The following is a 20,076-nucleotide window of genomic DNA, read 5'->3' as shown; positions in this document are numbered from 1 at the left end:
ATGCCTTTCGTTGTGCCGCCCGGATCGCGGGGCGGCCGGCGCGCTATTTCGTTGGCTGCGCTGGGCTGGTGTCGCCTCGGGATGGCGTGCTGCGCAGGTAGGTGATCAGATCGGCAAAACTCGGGCACAACTCTTCCGCACGAAACGTCCCGCCGCTGTCGATTTCGCGACGTATTGCCGCGATCAAGTCCTTCGGTGTATTTCCAGCGATCTGCTTGGCCGTTGCCTTTGCCTTTCCCTGGAGTCGCGCCGCCTCGACGTGCTCGGCGATAACGGCGCCGGCGCGGCCGCCGCTCTGGCGCACGATTTTCGCCGCGTTGCTCGCGCTGATCTGCTTTTCGGTAACGGCGAGCTTCACGTCGCTGTTTGCGTCCGCAAGCACAAGGGCGTCGCTGACGTTCTGCACAGAGCGCCCGACCGCCTCCGCGATCGCGGCCGGTGTCCAGCCCCAGCCGACGAGCTTGCGATACTGCGCCGAGCGCTCCAGTGGCGTGAGGCCCAGGCCCTGGGAGCTGGTGATCAAGTGAATGACCCGTTCCGCATCGCCGCCGCGAAACTGCTTGGCGCCCAGCTGGAAACCGCCGTCAGGCTCGCGGACGTCGGGCTCGGCCAGCCATTCAACCGCCGCTGTAACCCGATGATGCCCATCTACCGCGATGATCGCGCCCTCCTCGATCCGCACCTTGATGTCGTCAAGCTCGTGCCCGGCCCGCAAGGCGCACTTGATCGACTCGACGTGCTCGCGGTTGATCGCACGGTTAAAGCCGGACTCAAACTGCACCAGGCGCGGATCGACTCCCCAGCTTTTCACGGTCGACACGCCGAGCATGCCGCGCTCTTTCATGACCTTGAGCGAAACCGCTGGTTTCTCGCTGCGCTGGCTTTTTGGCGCCGACTCGTTTATTTGACCCATTCTGTTCTCCCATTTTTTTGGCGGAATACGCCGCCTCGCTATGCTGAATATTCTGTACGCTCAGACGTTGATGGCTCGGCTTCCGGGGCCGAGCCAGGACGTCAACACGCCACACGGCTTTTGAGTATCCCGAACAAGCTGTCGACCGCTTGATCGAAAATGGCGTTAAAGTTGGCGCGCCAGACGCCACGCGTCTGGAGACCGTAGTGCGTCATAACCGCTTCGCGCTCGATGACGTTCAGCTCCCAGATAGCCGTATGCACCTCACGCACCAGGCGCTTATTGACCTCGATCTCCATGTCCTCGAAGCTGTGAATGCGTGCGTCTGGGGCTCCCAGGCATTGCCGTGGCGCGCCTTCGGCAAGCGGCTCGCCAGTCCTGATCCAGTCAGCCCATCCATCGAGCAGCCGCACCACATTCTCGTAATGCTCTTGTTGCACCGTGTTTCGAGCGATCGGCGGAAGGGTCGCGACGCGGATCGGTTTGAGCGCCGGAGGCGGGTTGTCCTCGGTCACGTCGACGAAGACGATGTCCGGTACGCGCGTGGTCGCGCCGCGCCACGCCAAGGTAAGTTTTTCTCGCTTTTGCATTTTTGTCCTTGTAGGGTCAGATCAGTTCGAGCCGAAGCCGCGGCGCGCTGGCTTCTCTTCCCTCGACTGCGGCCGCCACGGGTACGGGAGATCGTCGAACCGGGTCTGGTTCCCGGTGTAGCCCAGCGCAATGGTGCCGGGCTCGCCCTGGCGCTGCTTCACGGACTGGACCTCGCACAGGCCCTTGTCCGGACTATCCGGGTTGTAGACCTCGTCGCGGTAAAGGAACAGGATATTGGCCGCGTCCTGCTCGATGGATCCCGACACTGCCAGGTCGGCCATGATCGGGCGGCGGTTGGTTCTTTTTTCGCACTCGCGGTTTAGCTGGCAGAGCAGCACCACTGCGCATTCCAACTCCTTGGCCAGGGCCACCAGCGCGCGGGTATGCTCGCCCACTGCCTCGTAACTTTTGTCGGACTTGCCGCCGACGATGAACGAGAGCTGGTCGACCACGATCAGGTCCAGGCCGGCCTTGCGCTTTACCGCGCGCGCCTTGGCCCGAATTTCCAGCATGTTCAACCCGGTCTTGTCATCGATGAACAGGTTCAGCTCCTGCGATTTCTTGAACGCGTGCGTCATGGCGGTCCAGTAAAACGTGTTCTGGCTACCCGGCGCGTCGGCCTCGGATGGCTTGCGCAGCCACTTGATCGGAATGCAGCCCATCGCCGCTATGTTCCGGTCGTTGACCTGGTTGCGCGCCATTTCCATTGACAGGAAAAGCGATGAACCCCAGCCGGCCACATTGCGAGCGATGCCCAGGCCGGCCGCAGTCTTGCCCATACCAGGCCGGGCGGCGATCACCGTCAACGTTCCGCGCTCCAGGCCGCCGTCGAGCATGGCGTCCAGGTCACGGTGGCCGGTGCTGATCGGCTTGATCGTTCCGTCCATGCGCTGCTGGAGCACATCCGCGTAATCGCTCAACATCGAGTCCATGCGCATCGGCTCGCCCGACGTTTTCCGATGCGATAGTGCTTCGAGCTTAGAAGCCATCAGATCGACGCAGGAGGCCGCCGATTGATGGAATGCCGCCAGCTCCCGCATTTCGTCAGAAAGTGCCACCAGCGCCCGTTTAGAGGCCTTGTCGGTCACGATTGCCGCGTGTTGCGCAATGTTCGCGGCGCTAACGGACGATTGGCGCAGCGTTGCGAGGTATCGGAGGCAGTCGTCGACCTTGTCGGCAAGCTTCTCGTAGACCGTCAGCGGGTCAGCGCGGCGGCCGGCGACAACCTGGCGCCGGATTTCCTCGAAGATGAGCCGGTGGTCATTGCGCCAAAAGTGGCTGGCATCGAGGTCTGGGGTGCGGTCCAGTGCGTCGTTGTCGGCGAGCAGTGCGCCCAGGACGGCCTGCTCGGCGCGGATCGATACGGTGTGGTCTTCGTGCTGGTCGGTCATGGTGCATCCCTGTGGTATTTGTTTTCAAGCGTCTTCGCAAAGCCGCTGGCGGAGAAAAGGAAATCGATGTCGGCAACGAAGGCCGGCTTGCCAGGCGCCGGCGGCGACAGGCCCGTCAGGAACCGAGACGTCGCGCAGATTTCGAAGAACTGACGCCACGCTGCCAGTCCCTCGGCCCTGGTCGCATAGCCGAACGGTTCGCAACGCAGCTTCGATGCCTCCACCCAGCGCGACCGGATAGCGCTCTTCCTCGCAGCGTTCACCACCTTTGCCCGGGGGTTGCTTGGCAAGAGTTCGTGGTACAGCTCGACGAGTTCTGCGGTCGGGCATTGCCGAACGTTGTCGCTTGTCGACGATGCAGTTGAAGTTCTAAAGGATTCAGGAATCAGGATTCCACATTCAGGAATCAGGGCGTTATGGGACTGAGGGATAACTTGCTCTAACGGTGGGCTAACGTTATCCAACGTTAAGGCACTGTTATCAACCTCCGAAAGTGACCGCTCCTTACGTGAAATCCCCGTTACCCCACCGTTCTTGCTGCGTTCGTTCACGGTGAAATAACCGGCCGCATCCGGCAGCACACTGTCCTTCTCCGTGGAGTGCGGCGCCTGATGCTTGCAGAAGTTCAGGATCTCGATGACCTTGAACTCGCCGACCTGATATCGCTTTATGAACCCGCTGTCAGCCAGCAGTGCCAGCGCCTTGTCGCAGTCGACGTCATCGGCTGGGAAAATCTCCATCTTGATTTTCCTGGGACGGTCGACCATGCGCCCCTCACGGTCAGCAATCGTCCACAGACCGATGAACAGCAGGCGTACCTCCAACGGCAGCTCGACCAGCTCGTCGTTCGTGAAGAAGCCAGGCTTGATGTTGCGCGCTCTAGCCACCGTGCACCTCACTCTGCGACTCAGGCGATAGTGCCGGCACTGCCGGTGCCGCTGCCACAAACAGGTGGCCGTAGCGTTCCAGGCTGGCGTACTGGCTGCATACGTCACCTGTGATCGTGGGCTCGGCATACTGCTGCCCTACTCCCTCCGGCGCCAGGATGCGCACGCAGCTGATGCACTTGGGCGTCAGGTCACCAATCGAGCCATGGCACTTGGCAATGTCGGGACGCGCCACCAGGCCGGCTGCGCGCGAGGCTGCGCAAATGTCCATGACCACTCTCATTTCCTTATGCATTGCTGCTCCCTGGTGTGGTTGATTTGTGCGTGACGGGCAGGTCGCTGAGGGTCAACACTGCTGGCTCAACCGGCTGCCAGGGACAATCCGCCCAGGCCACCAAGGTGTCGGCCTCACGTGCCGGCAACGCCTTCTTGCGCAGCTCGTGCGACTCGCCGCAGCAGCGCATGCCATGCAGGCGCGTGTCGGTCAGATACGGGGCGCGTGCCATCACGGTCTCGTTGATCTGAATAATCGTCGTCTCGGTGCCGTTCAGGTGCGCGTCGTCACCGGTGACGTTTTGCCAGATGCACAGATCGCCGACCTTGAGCGAGCCGTATATGCGCTGCTCGAATTTCGTCTGCAAGAGTTGTTGGAGATTCATCGTTTGCTCCCCTCAGTTCGAAATGGCTACCAGCGCATCGTCGAGCACGCTGATGTGATAAGAGCCGACGCGGCCGTACCGACCGTCGCCGACCTCGTCGACGGTGATGCCGCGCGCCTTGCTGAGGGCCGTCGCTTTCCGGCCGAGCTTGCCCAGCTCGATTTTGCTGAGGCCCAAGTCCCTAAAAAGGGAATAGCCGAGCGCCGTGAACGACTGCACGCTGGCGACCGCCGCGATCTGGTTGGCCTCGATGCGCTTGATGCTCTCGGCTTGGGCCGCGAGTTCAGCAGCTTGGGCCGTCTGTTGCGCCTTGATGGCCGAGCTCTCGAACAGCAACGCCACCAGCGCACGGTGTTCCGGCGACAGGCTGGCCATCGGGTCGGCCACAGCCGCTTCCAGTTGGACCAAGCGGTCATACACTTTGGTCTGGACTTCGAGCGATTCGCTCATCACCATGAGCTCGGCTTCCCGCTTGGGCAGGTAGTAGCACGGTCGTTGTTGGCCATTGCCGCCGGTGTAGACGCCCTTAAATTTTAGGGCGTCAATTCCCGGATGTTTTTCAATCTTCGCCATGAAGTTGTCGTGCCGTAGCTCTGCGCGATCCAGGTCGCGGACGGAGTTAATCAGCTCGAGCAACTCGATGCTGGACATGGTCGGGGCGCTAGGCTGCAAAGCGGAGGCGTGCAGAGTCCCCGCTGCCGGCGTGCCGGCGGCTGATGTAATGTTCATGGGGAGTCCTTACGCGTTCTGGCGCGCGGCGGTCAAACTGACCACCAAGGCTTTGATTTCGGATTCGCTCTTGCCGGCGATGCGCGCGGAAATGATGGCGTCGATCTCATGGGAAGGATGCCCAACGGCGCGCGGCCCGAACTTGATCGTCGGGGGCAGGATCGCGCGGGAAATGTGATTGTAGAAGGTCGAGATCTTCATCCCGAGACGCGCTGCGGACACTTGCGGGCGAAGGACTTGGCTTAGCATGATTGCACTCCATTTAATGCCTGTAAAGGCGATAGAAGCATCATGGATTGAGGCGACACCAAGAAAATCGAATTCGATTTCTAAATACTTGAATTCGAAAAAAATCGCCTCACTCGACTACTACTTGCCTGTCCGCTTGCGCCCTACCACGACTTCGCGCCGCGCTACCGCAGCGGGAATCATGTTGAGCTTATCGCGGATAGTTGGGCTGCTGACGCTAGCTCCAAGCAAACTGATCAGGTCAGAGATGGCGCTGGCCGACTTATGGTGGGCGGGGTCTATCCCCGCCTTTTGCGCAAGCGCTGCAATAATGAGAAGCAGCGTGTTCCGTTCATTCGGGGTAACTAGCACTCCGTCACAGTCGAGCTCCGCGGTCGATTCACGCTTACTCAGCAAATCGTCGGCGGCCTGATTGTTTGGGGCCATGTCTTGGGTGGCGGTGGCTGAGGCCGAAGACACTGACCATTCCGCAGTTGTCTCGTGGCGATCAGTACCAAGAGAATGTGCAAATTTCCCGAGCTCTTCCGCCCTGAATACTAGGATAGCATCCTCAGGAAGCCCACCCGCCGGATGAAAATTATCGGGATGAACATATGGCGCCTTCAATTTTCCTTTGAAGAATTCATTATCTCTAAACGATGCTTGCAGCTCGTAGAGCTCGCCCTGCCCATTTTGGACTAAAAGTCCATCGAGAGTCACACGCGTCACCTCAGCATTGCCGCAGAGCTGATGATAGCGATATTCGACATCTACACGCCCTCCATCACAGAGCGGCAAATCAAAAACACCGGCAAGTTCAACAATTCGCGGTGAAGCTTGAAAGGTACCTCGTGCATCCCCCCAGGCGCGCCCGCCCACCGGCACACGAACAAGACGCTCTCCGTCCAAGGATGGCAGTTCGACGTACTCAATCTCATCAGGGCGCACTTTTGCGCAATGCCGAGCTACAGTCCCATTTATGAAAAGAACCGAGATTACCAAATAATCATCCAGCGCGAGACGTAAGAGATCTGGCTCGGTAACAGTTTCGTCAAGCAACGAAGAAAGGTACTTGGCGGCATCGGCAACTGTTAGCCACTTCCGTAGTCTGAGTAATTTTGACATGGCATTCCCTGAAACGCCCCAATATGAAGAAGCCAGCCCAGCCCGCCAGGGAAACGGGTTTTCGGGGATCAGCCTAGAGCTGGCGGAGACATTTTACGACAACGCGCTTGCGATCAGCGGCCTCCGCGACGACCGTCGGCTAAGTCGACTTGGCGCTCTCGCTCCATGAGTTGTGGGAACGCTGACTCTGCGGCATTCCCCACTTTCTTGCACTATCCCCATTGCATGGTAGAGCGCGAGAGCCATGCTTGCGTCGCGCGTGGTATCGCCAGCGGCAAACCCATGTCCTGTAGGAAAGCGCGCACCCTCTCCTGTCGGTGCGCGTTCAAGCGAACAGAGGACGCGAACACAGTCGATGATCGCCAACGCCGCAGAGGTCGTCTCACAGGCGGCGTCAAGGCGTTCCATGGAATCAGATTGCAAGAAATTTTCGCTCATGCTGCACCTCCGCAAGAGTTAGTCGATGCAGCAGAATTGACTCCAGCTTGGCGGCCAGCGCCAAGCGCGCCGTTTAACCGAAACTCAAGGTCGTGCAAAAACTCTACCTCGATGGCCATATGAGTGATCAGATCACCCAAGCGCGCCAAATGGTTGCCACTGACCCTGCCCTCAGCATTCAGCCCCGCCTGCATCAGGACATGTCCAATCGCAGCAAGCCCGTGTATTAAGGTGTCGCTGGCGTTACTGGCGTGATGAGCGGTGGCCTCAGCAACAGGCCGATCTGCTTCGGCAAGCGGTGAGTGAGATGAGAAGTGCTCTGGCAACCTCCGGAAAAGGTACGGAATTTCATATGGGGCACGGTCAACCGCGCCCAACGCAATTTTTTCGGCAGTGTCGCTCATTTTTCGTCTCCAGGTTGACTTGGGTTCTTACCGCGGCGGGCAGCCGCCGTGTCCCTCGCGGATGACTGCATGAAGGAAATGTGACTTTCGCATTGGTCGCCCCACGTCTGAGCGGTGACAATCGCCAGTCGCAACAAGCGTTCGGTGTCGATGATGCTCAGAACCGGGAGCAATTCTTCGCCTGGGTCAGCGTCCGCATTGTGCAGTCGCTCCAATTCGCTCGTGTTGACCAGTTGGAGGCAGGTTTCCACGCCGCGCCATGCGTCCTTCGACTTCGCAATGAATTGAGCGGCGGGATCGTGCTGGAGCCCGCCATACAACCACGAGAACGCTGGCAAGGCTTGAGGGGCGACGGAATGGCGGCTCATGCTGCCACCTCGTTTTCCAAGGCAGCGAGCTTTGCATGCATCGCGTCGCGCTCGCTTTCCAAGCAAGTGGCCGCGTCGATCACCAAATGGCGAGCCAATTTCGCGAGGCGTAAGACCAAGTGCGAATAACGGCTTGAGTATTCAGTTTTTTCCTGACCCTCGATCACCTCCACAAGCGCACCGACTGCGGGCGAAATATGATCATTGATGAAGCTGACCGCCACTGTCGCAAGATCAGCGGCATCATTGGCGCGAGCCAGAGCGATCTCGCGGAACTGCTGCTCCACATTGGGGCTCTGGTCAGCCGCGACCGCAGCGGCAATCTCTAAGCGCCACGGATGGGAGGCGTCATAGCCGCTGGCGCCAAGGTAGCGGTCCAGGTTCATCAGTGTTTGGAGCGGCGCGCAAGCTACCAACGACGTGTCAGCAAGTAAATGTTGCGTTTTACCGGAATTCGCTTTAACATCGGCTTCGTTGATCATGTTTTTCTTTCAAATGGACGATGTGATTCACAGGCCAAAAGATGTCTTCAGCATCTTTGACCACAACACCTGGTGACGCCAGGGCGTTTGCACTGAATAGAGGGGCGCCTTGCAGGGCGCCCTTTCTTATTTCAGGTTCTTTCGGCTCGCTTAAGCCATATTCTTTTTCTTCAAATTTGATAAATCTTTGACGCGCCCGGGTTGCAGAGTACTCTGCGGCTCACATGCGGCAGCCAATCCACGTTCAATCATCAGCAAGAGCTCGGCGTTCAGCGAGCGACGGTTGGCGGCAGCGATATTTTTGAGCTGTGCGCGCATCCCCGCAGGAAATCGCAGAATGAACTGTTCTTTTGCGCAGGTGGCTTGGTCAATTGCGGTCGTCATGTGGGGCCCTCAAGGATGCAGTATGTCAATCCAATATACTATCAAAGTGCGATCATCGCAAGTACATATCATTGAAAGATATCATATGGCTAGTATGATCTCGACGTATGAAGACTTCCCCGCCTAGTAGGGCCGCAGATCAATTTGTCGTCAGACTGCCCGTCGGTATGCGCGATCGGATTGCCGAAGAAGCAAAGGCCAACAACCGCAGCATGAACGCCGAGATTGTTTTTCGCTTGGCGCAGTCTCTCGAGCCCGCAAACGTGGGCAACACGCCCGATGCGCAGGCTACCGCCATTGCAGAAAAACTTGCAGCCCCGGTGAACAGGCAAACACTCGAATCCCTGGTTGAAACCTTGCTCAAACTAGGCGGGCGTTGAAAGCATGAAGGCTGATATCTTCTTGGCCATGAAATACGAACGCCTGGTGATGAGACTTGATGAGGTGTGCCATGAAATCGGAGCCGAGATTGGGACGGTGCGCAACAAGATGAGCGCCGGGACATTCCCCATACCGACTCGCAAGGAGGGGAAATATGTGGTCGCCGATGTGCGCGATGTCGGCAGCTACCTCGACCGATGCAGGGAGGAAGCTGTGCAGGCCCATGTGGCACCGGATGGCCCCAAAGCCAAGCGAGTCCACGAGAACCACAACACCGAAAATTCGCAGAACGCTCCCTCCAAAATTTTTGACGACAACGCTTCCCTCCTTGCCAACGGGATTGCCGAGGCAGTCGGAAAACGGGTTGCCCTTGCCATACCTGGCTCACTCGATTTATGGGACACCAGCGACGTCGCCACCTACCTCAAGCGATCCGCGAATACAGTTCGCAGGGAGATCGATGTTCAACCTAGCTTCCCCAAGCCGGTCCGGCTGCCCGGCACAGCGAAACCGCAAGCACTGTACATAGCGCGCGAGGTGGTCCAGTGGGCGGAAAGCTTTCAGCAACCGTCCAAGGCTCGCAAGGCAGTCGTCAAACCGCTCTGATCGAAAAGTGCATCCAAAGTGAGACCAGCTGCGTACAAAGTGAGAAGCCCATCATTTTGCTGCGCGCAACCGTCGAGAAGTTTCACTTGGAGCACTATCATGCCTCTCAATTGTCTTGTCACCATGCGCACGTACGCTGGCAGCGTAATTGCCGAGATACGGGTAAATTCGATTCACCAGTTGGCGTTAATAATGCCCGCCCAGGTCACATCTTACGAAGTACGCGACAACGGTCACTGCCCGCGCGGACCGGTGCCCGACGCAGAGCTATACGATCTACTGATTGGAATACTTAAGGATTTAGACAACCAAAAATAGACGGTCAAAAATTGGGCTTGTTGCACGCAAGAAGCAATCTGTACGGGGCACGATCGCAGCCAATTGAACGCCATGCGTTTTGATTAAGGCCTATGCTCGTTCGACGCTAGGACGGAGGTACCGCGCGGCTAACAATCGGCTCACTATGCACGAGGTAGACAATGCTATACGATTTTCTCCGCAACAATCGCGACGAGTTAACAGCACGATGCCGCACGAAGGTCAACGCCCGTCCGGGACGCAACGCTAGTACCGGCCAGCTTCAAAACGGCATCCCAATGTTTTTGGACCAGATCATCAGGACCTTGGAAGTGGAAGAATCCACCGGCCCTGGGGACAGCACCCGGATTTCCGGACCTGCTGGCGGAGCGCAAACACTGTCGGAAGTAAGTGTGACTGCGGCCCAGCACGGCAAAGATCTGCTTGAGCTTGGATTCAGCGTCGATCAAGTAGTGCATGATTACGGTGACCTTTGCCAGGCCATCACAGACCTTGCCGTTGAGCGCGACGCACCCTTCCGGGTTGATGAGTTTAGGACTTTGAACCGCTGTTTAGACAATGCAATTTCGGATGCAGTAACAGAATTCAGCTACCAACGAGACGAAATTTTTTCAAGGAAGCTTGCGGCAGAATCGAATCGTCGCCTCGGATTCTATTCCGATGAACTTCGCAGTTTTCTTGGTACAGCGTCCTTGGCTTTTGCCGCCGCAAAAGCGGGAAATTTAAGCCTGGGAGGAGCCACCGGCTCGATTTTGGAAAAGTCTTTGCTGTCGCTGGAAAAACTCATTGCCGAGTCGCTTGAAGACGTTCGGTTGCAGAGTAGCGATCCAGCCATCTTAGACGTATTTTCCCTGTCAAAGATGATCGACGAGATAGTCAGCGTTGCTGATCCATTGGCCTTGCCGCATACCTGTACTTTACGCGTCCAGCCGGTTGAATTGTCGCTAGGCCTCATGGGCAATCGCGATCTCTTGCTCGCAGCCGTGGCCTACGTACTTCAAAATGCGTTCAAGTTCACCAAGCCGAACACTGAAGTTTTGCTGACCGCATACGGCGCAGCTGACAGAATATTGATCGATATCAGGGATCACTGCGGCGGACTGGCGCCAGGCGTTGAAGAGACTATGTTCCTGCCGTACTCCCAACGAAATGGCAGCAGAACAGGGGCGGGGCTTGGCTTAGCGATTTCCATGCAGAGCATCAGGGCTAACGACGGAACCTTATCCGTTCGGGATGTACCTGGAACTGGATGCATATTCACGATATCATTGCCACGCCATACGTTGCCCAATTAGGCTACTGTGTTGAGCGAAATCGTCGCTCCTCGCCGTTCACCTCCGTTAATAGCGATCTCAGGTCGACGGCTTGTTGCTCAGGCGGGCCAATCTTATTGACGAGCTGGCCTCCCGGCATGGCTCAGGTCCCGGTCCAGAGACAAAGCCGTCATCCGCCCCCTCCTTGAATACCGTCTTACCAAAACCCTACTAGCTGCTGCGCACAAGAAAAAGGCCAGCTCTAGGGCTGGCCTAAGTCTTTAATTCTATTGGTCGGGACGGAGTGATTCGAACACTCGCCCCCTTGCACCATGTCGTCATGGGCAGCGAGGCGCCCGACACGAGAATCAGCACTGCGTCAGCGCGGGCCGCGACCTTGAGACGATAGATGGGCTGTAATTTCAGCCGAACCTTCCGGATACCGTGTATCCTTTTTTGGACGGATGATCGCCGGCCGGTCCCTGCTGCACGGCTAGATGTGAGCAGTTGTTCGCGCACCTGCCCTGCTAGACTTGGAATGGAACCGAGGACACAAAACATTTTGCGTCCATGAGGCCACTTTTTAAAAATTTTAGCCCCTTAATGTGATTCCGGCTCCCGCACCACTGAATTGACGCGCTTACGCGCATCCAGACTCTCCGGCCAGTTGCCTCGCACTGGCCTTGCTTCAAAAATCCCCCACATCCTCCATACGCCCCGACGCTACCAGCCTCGCCTGTCTGTCAGATCGCGCATGCTGTTTACGTCCCGCACCTCATCCGCATCCAAGCCAGTAACGCCACACCGTCGCAGCGCGGTTCGACGACCTGTCTTGCGCCGTGCACACGCCATCCCGCCTCGGATATTTACAACACATTGCAGAAAAATATTGAAATTCGGCAATAAGTAATGGAAAATTGCAACCACGCAAAAGTTAGTTCTCGTAGTAATTCATATTCGATAACCTTTAAGGTAAGCATGTTTTCCAAATTTATTAACACTGCCGCAGTTGCCACATTTTTCCTGTTGACCGGCTGCGCCACGCAAACCAAGATGCCGTTCTCGGGTCCTGACAATGCGGCGGTCAACGCCGACAAATCGGTCTACCTGATGACTGCCACCATCAAGAATATCCACCGCACCTCCCATCAGCCGAAGGCGATCGTCATGCATGTGGAAAAGGGCGAGGCGAAGGAAAGCGCCGACCGCATTAACTACACGATGGATGCCCTGGCAAAAGCGGAGACCGATACGCCAGCAGGCAGCACTTACTATCTGCGCATGGAACTGGACAAAGGCGAGTACGTCATTCGCGGCATTACGGGCATGTCCAGCTCCTTCCCTATCCACGGCATGTTTTTCACGCCGATTCATGCCAAGCTGGTTCCGACCACACCCGGGATTTTCTATCTCGGACACGTCGAGGCGGTTGCCCGCAAGCGCAACGAAAACGAATTCAAGGCTGGCCCTTCGATTCCCCTGATCGACCAGGCGATTGCAGGCGCATCCACATCGACGTTCGACATAACGATTTCCGACCAGTGGGCCAGCGACGAAGCGAGTTTCAAATCGCGTTTCCCGGTACTGAACGGCACCACGATTCAAAAGTCGATCTTGCCTGCGTTTGACCGCGAGTTCGCCCAACAGTGGTGGGCGGCGCATTAATTCACGCGCATGAGGCACGCAGTAGCCGATATTGCGGCGATCAGCGCGCAATAGCCGGACGCCTCCGGTATTCATGCCAAAGCCGGATCCCTGAAAGGGTTCCGGCTTTATTTTCGGGAGCGAGGCAAGCGGCAAGGCGACAGCGCTCGCCTCCACCCATCACCTGCGCCAGCCCGGCGCGAGGCCAACCTGGCTTGCTCCGCCCACCATCGCCGGCGCTTGCCCAGCTTTAAGCCCGCGTACTGGGAGCATTCCCTTCCGACTGCTCACCAGTTATTAAAAAATCAAGTTGAAACCACCCTAGCAATTAACTGCAAGCCAACCATTTCCATTTGCAAAGATTGATTACCTGTCGGAATTTTTTACACGTGATATGCAATATTTTTTATGAGCCGAATGAAAACAAGGAGTTACGAAACTGGCACGTTCCATGCTCATCCATACGATAAGAACAATCACATGGGGGATGGCCAAAATGAACTCGATCACACGTCGTTGCGTCGCATTTGCGTTGCTGGGGATGGCTGGCATCGCTTCAAATGCGTCCTTGGCAGGACCGTTGCCAACCTACTCCAGCACCTATCCCACACCCAACTCCGCATGCGCGACGTACGGCAATTTCGTTTCATGTTCGACGGGCGTACTTAACTATCTGTCCGCAGGCGGCAGCACCGGATTCACGGGCGATTACACCTTCAGCGCGGCGCAGGGCGCCCTGCACGATTCGATTGTGGTGGCATCGAACGGCGGCGCCACCCTGGCCAACGGCGATGCCGCGCTGCCGTCGAAGATGGATTCAAAACCATCAATGGCGGCAAGAAGGACTATTTCTTCACAGGCGACCAGAACGACCCCACCAATCATGGGGCACTGGCCAACGACACGGCGTTCAGCTGGGACATGGGCCTGGCCACACTGAACGGCAAGCTGACCTTCGACGGCGGCTACCACCAGATAATGATCGCCTTCGACTTCAATAATCCGCAGAATGCAACGGCCAGTCTGCCGATTTGGGCGCTGGTGACGATACGCGATACCGAGGGCAATCTGGCCAACAAATATTTTGAAACGCAACAGCTCGACCTGCTCGATATCTTCAAGGACCCGTCGCTGTTTCAATCGACAAAAACCTTTAACGGCAGCGGCGTCACGACACCAAATTCGACCGACTTTGCACTGACGGTCGGTGCGATCTGCGTGGTCAGCAGCACCACATCCTACCCCTCGCCCGATGGCAGCGAATGCCCCTCGGGCGGCCAGCTGATCAACACCAACCAGGCGTCGAACGCCGTGGAATTTATCAATTACATCCCCAGCCTGGATCTGAAAGGACTCGAAGGCGCAGGTTACGACACCATGTCGGTACAGGTGTGGATGGGTTGCTTCGGCACCGGTGGTAAAACCTCCGGCCCGGCACTGGCCGACGGCAAACCGCTCGGCCCATGTGACACGAGAGGCTATGGCGATATCTTCCTCATCGCGGGCGCGGCAGTACCAGACCGGAGCGACGTGCCGGAACCGGGCACGCTCGCACTGGTCACGTTGTCGCTGTTCGGCTTGTACCACGTGCGCCGGCGCCGCCCTGCACCCTGATGCGCCCCGGATGCGCGCCGCGATCTGTCCTCCGATGGATGCCTTGCGGCGCGTACTCCATCCGCGCCTTGACGCTTGCATTGACGCTGCCTTGCCACACCCGCCAACCCGCGACCTGGCAATTGCCTTGGTCGTGCCTGATCGCCTATGACCGGTACCCGATCGGCACAGGCGTCTGCTGCTTGATCGACGTGTCGTCCGTGCTTCTCCTCCTCTCTGCCTGTCCAGCGCGCTGCCCTGAAAAAGCAGCGCCATTTGGTCTGGAATCGCTCCCGCTCCGATCACCTGCCCGCTCGCCAGCGTTGATTTTCAGCCAGCCGAAGCGCTTGAGATCCCGACCTTGAACTTTTTGACAACCATCAAAGACGGCCAGGTCGCCCTCGATAAACTCTCTTCTCATCTGCTCATCTGTCACTGCATTTCAGGCCATAACAACAATAACAACACCCGCGAGGCCGTATGTCCCCGACCACCACACTACTCGCCATCTGCGCGCTCGCGCTCGGATGCGGGCTCAGCGCAAGCGCAAGCCAAACGCCCCCTCAAGACGCACCGGACAAGCTTGGTAACGCAGGGCGCATGCTCGCCTTCGATACCGACAGCGGCGTCGTCACCAGCCAGGCGGTCACCGTCGCCGGCCACGATTTTTGCCAGTACTTCATCGCCGCGTGGCGCGAAAAAGAAGGCAGCGAACGCTACACCCTTGCCATCGTCGAACGTCCGTCGGCACGCCGTGGCAGCGAAGTGCGGATCGACTTCGCCCAGCGCCGCGTGTTCGAAACGCGCCTGCCGACCGCCCGGGGGGCGATCAAATCGCTCAGCGAAGACGCCGCCGAAAGAACCTACCAGGCGGTGTTGCAAGCCGATGCCGAGCGCCAGAGCATCATCGACGCCGACCTCGCGGCCGACGAATTCTGAGTTTGTTCAACGCTGTCTCTGTCAACTCCATCAAAGTAAGGAAATCAGCCATGCCACTCCATTCCATCACCCGCGCGGCAGCGCTGTGCCTGGTCGTACTGGCGAACGCCGCCACCGCGACTGAACTCGTGTATTTGCCCGTCAACCCTTCGTTCGGCGGCTACCCGGCCAACGGCCCGGGCCTGCTGGCAAGCGCAACAGCCACCACCAAGCACACGGAAAACAAGGGTCTCGGTGGCTCTTCTTTCTTCGACCAGTCGCCGCTCGCACAGTTCAATCAAACTCTCGAACGCACTGTGTTAAGTCAACTCGCCTCGGCTGCCACCTCCAAACTGCAGGGGCCGGACGGCAAGCTGGTGCCTGGGACCTTCTCCACTGCCAACTTCACCATCACTGTGGTCGACCTCGGTGGCGGCATGCTGCGCATTACGACGACCGACCGGAGCACCGGCGCCACCACCACCTTCGAGGTGGCGCAATGAACGCCCTGCGCTGGGCGATTGCCGCCGCGGCCGGGGCCAGTCTGCTCGCGGGCTGCAGCTTCCGCCATCCGCCCTCGGCGGTCACGGCCGCCGCGCAACTGGCGCCCATCACGCCGGTCACGCGCGACTTGCTCAACCTGCCCGCTCCAAAAGGCAAGGTGGCCGTGGCCGTGTACGGTGTCCGCGACCAGACCGGGCAATACAAGCCATCCCCGGACAGCTCGTTTTCCACCGTGGTCACGCAGGGCGCCTCGTCGATGCTGGTCAAGGCGCTCAAGGAGTCGGGCTGGTTCATCCCGGTCGAGCGTGAAAACCTGCAGAACCTGCTCACCGAACGCAAGATCATGCGGGCGCTGGAAATGCCGCAACCGGCCGGCACGCCGCTGGTGCAGATCCCGTCGCTGGTGGCCGCGTCGGTGCTCATCGAGGGCGGCATCGTTGCGTACGAAAGCAATGTGCGCACCGGCGGCGCCGGCGCGCGCTTCCTGGGCATTGGCCTGAGCACGCAATACCGGGTCGACCAGGTCACAGTCAATCTGCGCACCATCGATATTCGCGGTGGTCAGGTCCTGCACAGCGTCTCGACCAGCAAGACGATCTACTCGTATGAGATCCATCCCAGCGTGTTCAAGTTCGTAAACGTGAAGGATTTGCTCGAACTCGAAGGCGGCATGATGCGTAACGAGCCAACCCAGCTGTGCGTCGGCGAAGCGATCGAGGCCGGCGTTGCCCACCTGATCGTACAAGGTTTGAAGGATGGCAGCTGGGCCTTGAAGGACGAGGCGCACTGGTCCAACCCGGTGCTCCAGCGTTACCTGGACGAGCGCGACATTATGTATCGGCCCAAGCAGTCCGGCACCGGCACCGTCACCGCTGGCCGGCGCGCTCCCGCCAAGGCAAGGAGCGAGCGATGAATCCCTTCCTGCCACCGATGCTGCGCGCCGGCATCGCCGTAAAGGGAGCGCGCGGCTTAGCCAATATGGCAGCGGCAAGACTGCCACGCTGATTCACCATGAAAGTCGCTGATCCATTTACTCGTTCAGTCATCGCGGTCGCTCAATCGCGCCAGACCCGGACACGACAATCCACGGAGGCACTCCATGAAAACCCCTTTATCGGCGATGGCACTCGCCCTCACGGTTGCGTTCTGCGGCTCCGCAGCCCGGGCCGCAAACGATACCGCCGGCCCGGAGGTGCGCGCCGCGCTCGCCCAGCGTGGCGATGCCAACAGCGCCAGCATCGGGCAAATCCAATCGACCAGGGCGATTGGCCTGATTGAGCAAGCCGGCAACCACAACACCGGCTTTATCAAGGAGGAGCAGGCCCAGGCTTCCATGGCGTACGCCGAGCAGCGCGGCGCCAGCAATCTGGCCAATCTCCAGCAGCAGCGTGTCGATGACTTCCAGGCCATTGCCCAGCAGCTTGGCACCAACAACACGATCGCGCTCACCCAACTCCAGTCGGCTGTCGAAGGCGCGATCCTGCAGCAGAAAGGCGATGCGAATCTGCTTGCGGTCGTGCAGGAGAACGTGCACCTTGCGCCGTTCGGCGTCCACCAGATCGGCAACGCGAACATGGCGACGGCAACGCAGCGGGACGGCATGTCCACCGCCTCGTCGATTGCACAGACAGGCAGCGGCAATCAGGCAATCAGCGATCAGCTGGGCAGCCATAACGCGAGCGCCATCATTCAACTCGGGAACAACAACGCGGCGACCCTGGCGCAAGGCCTGCACTTGAGCGAATCGCTGATCACGCAAACCGGCAACGGCAACCGGGTAACGGTGACGCAAACCGGGACCGCCTCGACGGGCGGGCCCAACACGGCTGTTGTCATGCAGACCGGCACTGATGCGGCGGCGCACGTGTTGCAGTTCGGCAGCGCCAACCAGGTCTGCATTTATCAGCATTAAAGCTGATCGGCGGCACCGGCCCGCGCGGTGATTGCCGCATGCCGGTATTCAGTTTATCGGGGTCGCTGAATCGAACTTGACCTGACCCCATTCATTCTACGGAGACTATCATGAAACATCCTTTATCGGCACTGGCCGGCGCACTGGCATTGGCGTTTGCCACCATCTCGGCCCAGGCCGCGGACAATACCGTCAGCGCCTCGCAAAAAGGCAATGGCAACAGCGCCTATGCGGAGCTGCAAGATGTTAAAGGGGCGAAGGCGACGATTTCCCAAGTCGGCGACAGCAACAAGGTGGGTGACGCCAAAAATCCAGGCATCTTCCAGAAGAAGAGCCAGGATGTCGAGGCTCAGATTTCCCAGAAAGGAAAGGAGAACAGCGCCGCCATCCGCCAGGAAAATTCATCCCAGGCAAACGCCCTTGTGTCGCAGTCCGGCGAGCAAAATGTCGGCACGATTCGGCAAGACAATGATAAGAAGAGCAAAGCCTCGCTGTCCCAGGATGGCAAGAAGAACGCTGCCACGCTCGAGCAGCTAAGCGTTTCCGAATCACAAGTGACTGCGAAGCAGAGCGGCTCCGATAACAAGATTGCAGTCAAACAGCTCGATTCCAGCCACGGAAATGCCAGTATCGACCAGAACGGCTCGCACAACAACGCGGTTGCCACCCAGACCAAGGTGGATTTCAGCGAAGCCAACATCAAGCAGAGCGGCAATTCGAATACTGCCAAGGCAATCCAGAAAGACGCTCAGCAGGTTGGCTCCACAATTACCCAGAATGGTACCGACAACAATGCACTCACCGAGCAGTCAGGCAAGAAAAACGTCAGTAACATCAACCAGAAAGGCAACAAAAACCAGGCTAGCCTGACCCAAGCCGGCGTCGCCAACGAATCGCTGGTCTCGCAAAACGGTTACGACAACAAGGCGCAGGTGAATCAGTTCGGCACCGGCGGCAAGGCCAATTACTCGTCGATCTCGCAGACCGGCAACAGCTATAGCGCCAACCTCACGCAACATGGCAGCGGTAATGTGGCCGGCATCGTCCAGCACTAGCCGATGATCCGCCCGGCGGCGCAGGCAACTGCGCCGTTTTCATTGCAACATCCCGTCTCCCGCGCGTATGCAATAAAATAGCGCGATGCAACTTACATCCATCCGCCAGCGCCTGCGCGCCTTGGGCGCCCTGCCCTTGCACGAACAGCGCGTGCTGCGCGACTGGGTCCAGGGCCGCCCCTACGATCAGGGACGGCGCCGTCCCAACGATTTCCTCCCCCTTGGCGTACGCACCGCCCTGCCCGCGCTCGACGCCGAGCTGCAGGCCATGGCACGGCTGATTTCCTCGCATCCCGGTGAAGATGGCTCGGCCCGCTTGCTGGTCGGACTGGCCGATGGCCAGGCGGTCGAAAGCGTGCTGCTGCCGCGCGATGGACTGTGCGTGTCCAGCCAGGTCGGCTGTGCGGTCGGCTGCCAGTTCTGCATGACCGGACGCGAAGGGCTCATCCGCCAGGTCAGCAGCGGCGAGATCATCGCCCAGGTGGTGCTGGCGCGCACCCAGCGGCCGGTGAAAAAAGTGGTGTTCATGGGCATGGGCGATCCAGCCCACAATCTCGACAATGTGCTCGAGGCTATCGAGCTCTTAGGGACGGAAGGCAATATCGGGCATAAGAACCTGGTGTTTTCGACCGTGGGCGACCCGCGCGTGTTTGAACGTTTGGCGCAGGGCGTGGTCAAACCTGCATTGGCACTGTCGCTGCACACGACCAAGCCCGCGTTGCGCGAGCAATTGCTGCCGCGCGCACCGCGCATCACGCCCGAGCAACTGGTCGAGGCGGGCGAGCAGTATGCGCGGCTGACCGGCTATCCGGTGCAGTATCAGTGGACCCTGCTCGAAGGCATCAACGATGGGGAGGACGAGATCGACGGCATCGTGCGCCTGTTAAAGGGCAAATATGCCGTCCTGAACATGATTCCATACAATACGATTCCGGATCTGGCGTTCAAGCGGCCCAGTTGGGAGAGTGCGCGCGCCATTGCCGCCACGCTCCATCAGCGCGGTGTGCTGACCAAGCTGCGCGATTCGGCGGGGCAAGATGTCGACGGCGGCTGCGGACAACTGCGCGCACGCGCCGCTGCACCGGCGCGCAGGACGATTGCGATCGGCCGGGCAGACGCGGCCTGACGCTTCAGTCTGTCAGGAGAAGGCGGGGTCATCGCGTCATGGGGCAGCCTGCCCTGGCGCGGTCTGCGCCGTTCCCGCCGCTGTGTGCCTCAGTAGCCGCGTGCCTGAGTAGCTGGGTGCCTGAGTAGCGGCGTGCCCGGGCCGATGCGTCCGGGGCCGTTGAGTGC

At 59.0% G+C, this 20,076-nt stretch carries 25 protein-coding genes; 12 read left to right on the top strand and 13 right to left on the bottom strand.

The genetic code is table 11. From position 1 onward, the window contains the following. Positions 1-43: 43 nt before the first annotated feature. The 13 genes from CR152_RS11535 to CR152_RS11475 form a co-directional block, all read right to left on the bottom strand. The gene (locus CR152_RS11535) at positions 44-913 is read right to left on the bottom strand and encodes a ParB/RepB/Spo0J family partition protein (RefSeq protein ID WP_157778447.1); all 870 of its coding nucleotides are present in this window, start codon (positions 911-913) and stop codon (positions 44-46) included. A gap of 101 nt (positions 914-1,014) precedes the next feature. Continuing rightward, positions 1,015-1,503 carry a hypothetical protein gene (locus tag CR152_RS11530; RefSeq protein ID WP_099875041.1) on the bottom strand — a complete coding sequence of 163 codons (489 nt, stop codon included), beginning with the start codon at positions 1,501-1,503 and terminating at the stop codon, positions 1,015-1,017. A 21-nt stretch (positions 1,504-1,524) separates the two neighbouring features. Next, positions 1,525-2,895, bottom strand: coding sequence for a replicative DNA helicase (locus CR152_RS11525; RefSeq protein ID WP_099875040.1), 1,371 nt, complete (start codon positions 2,893-2,895; stop codon positions 1,525-1,527). Continuing rightward, positions 2,892-3,782 carry a hypothetical protein gene (locus CR152_RS11520; RefSeq protein WP_099875039.1) on the bottom strand — a complete coding sequence of 297 codons (891 nt, stop codon included), beginning with the start codon at positions 3,780-3,782 and terminating at the stop codon, positions 2,892-2,894. Before CR152_RS11520 ends, CR152_RS11525 begins: the two co-directional genes overlap by 4 nt. Then, positions 3,775-4,053, bottom strand: coding sequence for a hypothetical protein (locus tag CR152_RS11515; RefSeq protein WP_099875038.1), 279 nt, complete (start codon positions 4,051-4,053; stop codon positions 3,775-3,777). The genes CR152_RS11520 and CR152_RS11515 overlap by 8 nt, the downstream gene beginning before the upstream one ends. Positions 4,054-4,069: 16 nt before the next feature. Next, entirely contained in the window at positions 4,070-4,441 is a 372-nt protein-coding gene (locus CR152_RS11510) for a hypothetical protein (RefSeq protein ID WP_157778446.1), read from the bottom strand. A 12-nt stretch (positions 4,442-4,453) separates the two neighbouring features. Beyond that, complete coding sequence (locus tag CR152_RS11505; protein ID WP_157778445.1) at positions 4,454-5,170, bottom strand: Rha family transcriptional regulator; 717 nt, start codon at positions 5,168-5,170, stop codon at positions 4,454-4,456. Between the two features lie 9 nt (positions 5,171-5,179). Then, complete coding sequence (locus CR152_RS11500; RefSeq protein WP_099875035.1) at positions 5,180-5,419, bottom strand: helix-turn-helix transcriptional regulator; 240 nt, start codon at positions 5,417-5,419, stop codon at positions 5,180-5,182. A 120-nt stretch (positions 5,420-5,539) separates the two neighbouring features. Further along, positions 5,540-6,523 (bottom strand): hypothetical protein, encoded by a 984-nt coding sequence (locus CR152_RS32830; RefSeq protein ID WP_157778444.1) that lies wholly within the window; start codon positions 6,521-6,523, stop codon positions 5,540-5,542. Positions 6,524-6,957: 434 nt separating this feature from the next. Further along, positions 6,958-7,365: a hypothetical protein gene (locus tag CR152_RS11490; RefSeq protein WP_099875033.1), complete on the bottom strand. Its 408-nt coding sequence runs from the start codon at positions 7,363-7,365 to the stop codon at positions 6,958-6,960. Beyond that, the gene (locus CR152_RS11485) at positions 7,362-7,733 is read right to left on the bottom strand and encodes a hypothetical protein (protein ID WP_099875032.1); all 372 of its coding nucleotides are present in this window, start codon (positions 7,731-7,733) and stop codon (positions 7,362-7,364) included. The genes CR152_RS11490 and CR152_RS11485 overlap by 4 nt, the downstream gene beginning before the upstream one ends. Next, complete coding sequence (locus CR152_RS11480) at positions 7,730-8,215, bottom strand: hypothetical protein (protein WP_099875031.1); 486 nt, start codon at positions 8,213-8,215, stop codon at positions 7,730-7,732. The genes CR152_RS11485 and CR152_RS11480 overlap by 4 nt, the downstream gene beginning before the upstream one ends. A gap of 150 nt (positions 8,216-8,365) precedes the next feature. Next, entirely contained in the window at positions 8,366-8,599 is a 234-nt protein-coding gene (locus CR152_RS11475) for an Arc family DNA-binding protein (protein ID WP_099875030.1), read from the bottom strand. Between the two features lie 107 nt (positions 8,600-8,706). Here CR152_RS11475 and CR152_RS34810 point away from each other — a divergent pair, with 107 nt between their 5' ends. The 12 genes from CR152_RS34810 to CR152_RS11415 all read left to right on the top strand — a co-directional run bounded on the left by CR152_RS34810 (position 8,707) and on the right by CR152_RS11415 (position 19,909). Further along, positions 8,707-8,979 carry an Arc family DNA-binding protein gene (locus tag CR152_RS34810; RefSeq protein WP_099875029.1) on the top strand — a complete coding sequence of 91 codons (273 nt, stop codon included), beginning with the start codon at positions 8,707-8,709 and terminating at the stop codon, positions 8,977-8,979. A gap of 4 nt (positions 8,980-8,983) precedes the next feature. Further along, positions 8,984-9,586, top strand: a complete 603-nt coding sequence (locus tag CR152_RS33820) for a DUF445 domain-containing protein (RefSeq protein ID WP_208640112.1) — start codon at positions 8,984-8,986, stop codon at positions 9,584-9,586. Between the two features lie 479 nt (positions 9,587-10,065). Further along, positions 10,066-11,199 carry a sensor histidine kinase gene (locus tag CR152_RS11460; RefSeq protein ID WP_099875028.1) on the top strand — a complete coding sequence of 378 codons (1,134 nt, stop codon included), beginning with the start codon at positions 10,066-10,068 and terminating at the stop codon, positions 11,197-11,199. A gap of 867 nt (positions 11,200-12,066) precedes the next feature. After that, on the top strand, positions 12,067-12,822 hold the full coding sequence (locus CR152_RS11455) for a hypothetical protein (protein WP_157778443.1): 756 nt from the start codon (positions 12,067-12,069) through the stop codon (positions 12,820-12,822). 430 nt (positions 12,823-13,252) lie between these two features. Next, positions 13,253-13,741: a hypothetical protein gene (locus tag CR152_RS32825; RefSeq protein ID WP_157778442.1), complete on the top strand. Its 489-nt coding sequence runs from the start codon at positions 13,253-13,255 to the stop codon at positions 13,739-13,741. Continuing rightward, complete coding sequence (locus CR152_RS11450; protein ID WP_502554294.1) at positions 13,627-14,415, top strand: PEP-CTERM sorting domain-containing protein; 789 nt, start codon at positions 13,627-13,629, stop codon at positions 14,413-14,415. Before CR152_RS32825 ends, CR152_RS11450 begins: the two co-directional genes overlap by 115 nt. 579 nt (positions 14,416-14,994) lie before the next feature. Further along, a complete protein-coding gene (locus CR152_RS11440; protein WP_157778441.1) occupies positions 14,995-15,333 on the top strand; it encodes a CsgE family curli-type amyloid fiber assembly protein in 339 nt (112 codons plus the stop codon). 50 nt (positions 15,334-15,383) lie between these two features. Next, positions 15,384-15,815, top strand: coding sequence for a curli assembly protein CsgF (locus CR152_RS11435; RefSeq protein WP_099875023.1), 432 nt, complete (start codon positions 15,384-15,386; stop codon positions 15,813-15,815). After that, positions 15,812-16,729 (top strand): CsgG/HfaB family protein, encoded by a 918-nt coding sequence (locus tag CR152_RS11430; protein ID WP_099875022.1) that lies wholly within the window; start codon positions 15,812-15,814, stop codon positions 16,727-16,729. Before CR152_RS11435 ends, CR152_RS11430 begins: the two co-directional genes overlap by 4 nt. A 207-nt stretch (positions 16,730-16,936) precedes the next feature. Next, the gene (locus CR152_RS11425; protein ID WP_157778440.1) at positions 16,937-17,728 is read left to right on the top strand and encodes a hypothetical protein; all 792 of its coding nucleotides are present in this window, start codon (positions 16,937-16,939) and stop codon (positions 17,726-17,728) included. Positions 17,729-17,838: 110 nt separating this feature from the next. After that, on the top strand, positions 17,839-18,783 hold the full coding sequence (locus tag CR152_RS11420) for a hypothetical protein (protein WP_099875020.1): 945 nt from the start codon (positions 17,839-17,841) through the stop codon (positions 18,781-18,783). Positions 18,784-18,868: 85 nt separating this feature from the next. After that, positions 18,869-19,909, top strand: a complete 1,041-nt coding sequence (locus CR152_RS11415; RefSeq protein WP_099875019.1) for an RNA methyltransferase — start codon at positions 18,869-18,871, stop codon at positions 19,907-19,909. Positions 19,910-20,076 lie beyond the last annotated feature (167 nt).

It is taken from the genome of Massilia violaceinigra (assembly GCF_002752675.1).
Lineage (GTDB): Bacteria > Pseudomonadota > Gammaproteobacteria > Burkholderiales > Burkholderiaceae_D > Telluria_A > Telluria_A violaceinigra.
This window is presented reverse-complemented; position numbering and strand designations above follow the sequence as displayed.

Excerpts from the sequence above, each read along its gene's own strand:
- CR152_RS11535 (WP_157778447.1), bottom strand. The coding sequence starts at position 913 with ATGGGTCAAATAAACGAGTCGGCGCCAAAAAGCCAGCGCAGCGAGAAA.
- CR152_RS11530 (WP_099875041.1), bottom strand. The coding sequence starts at position 1,503 with ATGCAAAAGCGAGAAAAACTTACCTTGGCGTGGCGCGGCGCGACCACG.
- CR152_RS11525 (WP_099875040.1), bottom strand. The coding sequence starts at position 2,895 with ATGACCGACCAGCACGAAGACCACACCGTATCGATCCGCGCCGAGCAG.
- CR152_RS11515 (WP_099875038.1), bottom strand. The coding sequence starts at position 4,053 with ATGGACATTTGCGCAGCCTCGCGCGCAGCCGGCCTGGTGGCGCGTCCC.
- CR152_RS11510 (WP_157778446.1), bottom strand. The coding sequence starts at position 4,441 with ATGAATCTCCAACAACTCTTGCAGACGAAATTCGAGCAGCGCATATAC.
- CR152_RS11505 (WP_157778445.1), bottom strand. The coding sequence starts at position 5,170 with ATGAACATTACATCAGCCGCCGGCACGCCGGCAGCGGGGACTCTGCAC.
- CR152_RS11500 (WP_099875035.1), bottom strand. The coding sequence starts at position 5,419 with ATGCTAAGCCAAGTCCTTCGCCCGCAAGTGTCCGCAGCGCGTCTCGGG.
- CR152_RS32830 (WP_157778444.1), bottom strand. The coding sequence starts at position 6,523 with ATGTCAAAATTACTCAGACTACGGAAGTGGCTAACAGTTGCCGATGCC.
- CR152_RS11490 (WP_099875033.1), bottom strand. The coding sequence starts at position 7,365 with ATGAGCGACACTGCCGAAAAAATTGCGTTGGGCGCGGTTGACCGTGCC.
- CR152_RS11485 (WP_099875032.1), bottom strand. The coding sequence starts at position 7,733 with ATGAGCCGCCATTCCGTCGCCCCTCAAGCCTTGCCAGCGTTCTCGTGG.
- CR152_RS11480 (WP_099875031.1), bottom strand. The coding sequence starts at position 8,215 with ATGATCAACGAAGCCGATGTTAAAGCGAATTCCGGTAAAACGCAACAT.
- CR152_RS11475 (WP_099875030.1), bottom strand. The coding sequence starts at position 8,599 with ATGACGACCGCAATTGACCAAGCCACCTGCGCAAAAGAACAGTTCATT.
- CR152_RS34810 (WP_099875029.1), top strand. The coding sequence starts at position 8,707 with ATGAAGACTTCCCCGCCTAGTAGGGCCGCAGATCAATTTGTCGTCAGA.
- CR152_RS33820 (WP_208640112.1), top strand. The coding sequence starts at position 8,984 with ATGAAGGCTGATATCTTCTTGGCCATGAAATACGAACGCCTGGTGATG.
- CR152_RS11460 (WP_099875028.1), top strand. The coding sequence starts at position 10,066 with ATGCTATACGATTTTCTCCGCAACAATCGCGACGAGTTAACAGCACGA.
- CR152_RS11455 (WP_157778443.1), top strand. The coding sequence starts at position 12,067 with ATGGAAAATTGCAACCACGCAAAAGTTAGTTCTCGTAGTAATTCATAT.
- CR152_RS32825 (WP_157778442.1), top strand. The coding sequence starts at position 13,253 with ATGCTCATCCATACGATAAGAACAATCACATGGGGGATGGCCAAAATG.
- CR152_RS11440 (WP_157778441.1), top strand. The coding sequence starts at position 14,995 with ATGCTCGCCTTCGATACCGACAGCGGCGTCGTCACCAGCCAGGCGGTC.
- CR152_RS11435 (WP_099875023.1), top strand. The coding sequence starts at position 15,384 with ATGCCACTCCATTCCATCACCCGCGCGGCAGCGCTGTGCCTGGTCGTA.
- CR152_RS11430 (WP_099875022.1), top strand. The coding sequence starts at position 15,812 with ATGAACGCCCTGCGCTGGGCGATTGCCGCCGCGGCCGGGGCCAGTCTG.
- CR152_RS11425 (WP_157778440.1), top strand. The coding sequence starts at position 16,937 with ATGGCACTCGCCCTCACGGTTGCGTTCTGCGGCTCCGCAGCCCGGGCC.
- CR152_RS11420 (WP_099875020.1), top strand. The coding sequence starts at position 17,839 with ATGAAACATCCTTTATCGGCACTGGCCGGCGCACTGGCATTGGCGTTT.
- CR152_RS11415 (WP_099875019.1), top strand. The coding sequence starts at position 18,869 with ATGCAACTTACATCCATCCGCCAGCGCCTGCGCGCCTTGGGCGCCCTG.